This window comes from Shewanella sp. SG41-4 (assembly GCF_014164505.1).
GTDB lineage: Bacteria > Pseudomonadota > Gammaproteobacteria > Enterobacterales > Shewanellaceae > Shewanella.
Genome location: NZ_JACJFI010000436.1, coordinates 1 through 2352, shown reverse-complemented (window position 1 = coordinate 2352; position 2352 = coordinate 1). Strand labels below are relative to the sequence as shown.

The window sequence follows — 2352 nt, the reverse complement described above, 5'->3', positions numbered from 1 at the left end:
GGTCTTGCGGCATCATGAACTAGCGCCCACGCATCTGGATTATACTTGTGCGCAAAGTTTAATGCAGCTAAAACAGAATCAGCACGTTCACCCCCGCCAACAACTTGGGTTAATTTAGGATGCTGAGATTGAGGTAATTGGCTGAAATAATTATCTTGAGGATGCAATGCAACAATGACCTGATCTATATCTGGATGAGCTAATAACGTATCTAATGTATGACCAAGAATACTTTGTTCACCAAGCATTAAATATTGCTTAGGTTTGTCAGCCCCCATACGACTGCCAACACCTGCAGCAGGAACAATTGCAATAATAGAACGAGGATTGATTTGCATATTAGCAGTACCAATATTTAAAGTAATATGATTAAGGGTTAAACCTGCTGTGCAACCCAGTGCTATCGATTAAATTGGTTCCGTTCACGCAGTTCGCTACCAACGACGCGATAAAACGTTTCACCTTCTTTAACCATACCTAACTCGTTACGGGCACGTTCTTCAATGGCTTCAGTGCCACGTTTTAAATCGATAATTTCTTCTTTAAGAATTTGATTTCGAGCGACAAGCTTGCCGTTACTTTGTTCTTGGCCTGCTATTTGAGTTTGCAATAAGACATATTCTGACAAATTGTTATCGCCCAACCAAAGTCGGTACTGTAAAAGTGACAATAAACAAATCAGTAAAAATATTAGTTGCTTCATAATATTAACTTATGTCGAAGTAATCTCTAGAAAATATGTCCGTTATAGTACAACAAAAAAGGCCACCGAGTGGTGGCCTTTTTAAGCTAAAACAAAAATATTATCCTTGGCCTTTAACTTCTTTAAGACCGTTATATGGTGCTTTTGAACCTAGTGCTTCTTCAATACGTAGCAATTGGTTGTATTTCGCAACACGGTCACTACGGCTTAGTGAACCCGTTTTGATTTGACCTGCCGCTGTACCAACAGCTAAATCAGCAATCGTTGAATCTTCAGTCTCGCCACTACGATGAGAAATAACAACAGTAAAGCCTGCATCTTTAGCCATTTTAATTGCAGCCAAGGTTTCGGTTAAGGTACCGATTTGGTTGAATTTAATCAAAATAGAGTTAGCGATGCCGTTGTCGATACCACGCTTAAGGATTTTAGTGTTTGTTACGAATAGATCGTCACCCACTAATTGGATTTTATCGCCCATTAGTTTAGTTTGGTGAGCAAAACCATCCCAGTCAGACTCATCAAGACCATCTTCGATAGAAACGATTGGGTAACGTTGAGTTAAACCTTGTAAGAAGAAGTTAAATTCTTCAGAAGTAAACTTTTTACCTTCACCTTTAAGATCGTAGATGTTGGCTTCTTTATCGTAAAACTCAGATGCTGCACAATCCATCGCTAACGTGATGTCTTTACCTAACTCATAACCTGCGTTGGCAACAGCAACTTTAATTGCAGCAAGTGCCGCTTCGTTAGATGCTAGGTTAGGAGCAAAACCACCTTCATCACCTACTGCAGTTGAGTGACCGTCTGCTTTAAGTACTTTAGCAAGGCTGTGGAATACTTCTGCGCCCATACGAAGACCTTCACGGAAAGTCTTTGCGCCAACAGGTTGGATCATAAACTCTTGAATATCAACGCTGTTATCTGCGTGCTCGCCACCATTGATGATGTTCATCATTGGAAGAGGCATAGAGTAAACACCTGGTGTACCGTTTAGATCAGCAATGTGAGCATATAAAGGGACGTGTTTAGCTGCAGCAGCCGCTTTTGCAATCGCTAGAGATACAGCAAGAATGGCGTTAGCGCCAAATTTTGCTTTGTTTTCAGTACCGTCTAGGTCAATCATGATTTGGTCAAGTTCTGCTTGAGCAGATGCATCTTTACCTTTAATCGCTTCTGCAATTGGGCCATTTACAGCAGCAACCGCTTTAAGGACACCTTTACCTAAGTAACGTGCTTTGTCGCCGTCACGCAGCTCTAATGCTTCGCGACTACCGGTTGATGCGCCAGATGGTGCAGCAGCCATACCGATAAAACCGCCTTCTAAATGCACTTCTGCTTCAACAGTTGGGTTACCGCGCGAATCCATAATCTCGCGACCAATCACTTTAATGATGTTAGCCATAATTCCCTCGTACTTTGTGTAAGTAAATTAAAAAATTAAAAGAAATAAAAAAGTTAATACCAATAAAAACACATAACACACTTAAACAAGCTGATTTATTGGTATGTAACTTTCAGTTTAGTAATTTTAAATCGATTAGTGCTTAGGATAAATCGAATTAGACTTTGCATCAACTTAGTTTTCACTGCTGCGACACGTCATCGATGCGATTATTTGATCTAACGCAAGTATCTTGAATAAAAAAGCC

General features: G+C 40.3%; 3 protein-coding genes. All 3 read right to left on the bottom strand.

Annotated elements, in window-relative coordinates:
• The coding region (locus tag H5202_RS20750; protein ID WP_182773731.1) for a 2-C-methyl-D-erythritol 4-phosphate cytidylyltransferase at nt 1-338 on the bottom strand (338 nt) is incomplete at its 3' end.
• A 62-nt stretch (nt 339-400) separates the two neighbouring features.
• The gene (ftsB, locus tag H5202_RS20745; RefSeq protein ID WP_102036124.1) at nt 401-703 is read right to left on the bottom strand and encodes a cell division protein FtsB; all 303 of its coding nucleotides are present in this window, start codon (nt 701-703) and stop codon (nt 401-403) included.
• A gap of 100 nt (nt 704-803) precedes the next feature.
• Nucleotides 804-2105 carry a phosphopyruvate hydratase gene (eno, locus tag H5202_RS20740; protein ID WP_182773730.1) on the bottom strand — a complete coding sequence of 434 codons (1302 nt, stop codon included), beginning with the start codon at nt 2103-2105 and terminating at the stop codon, nt 804-806.
• Between the last annotated feature and the right edge of the window lie 247 nt (nt 2106-2352).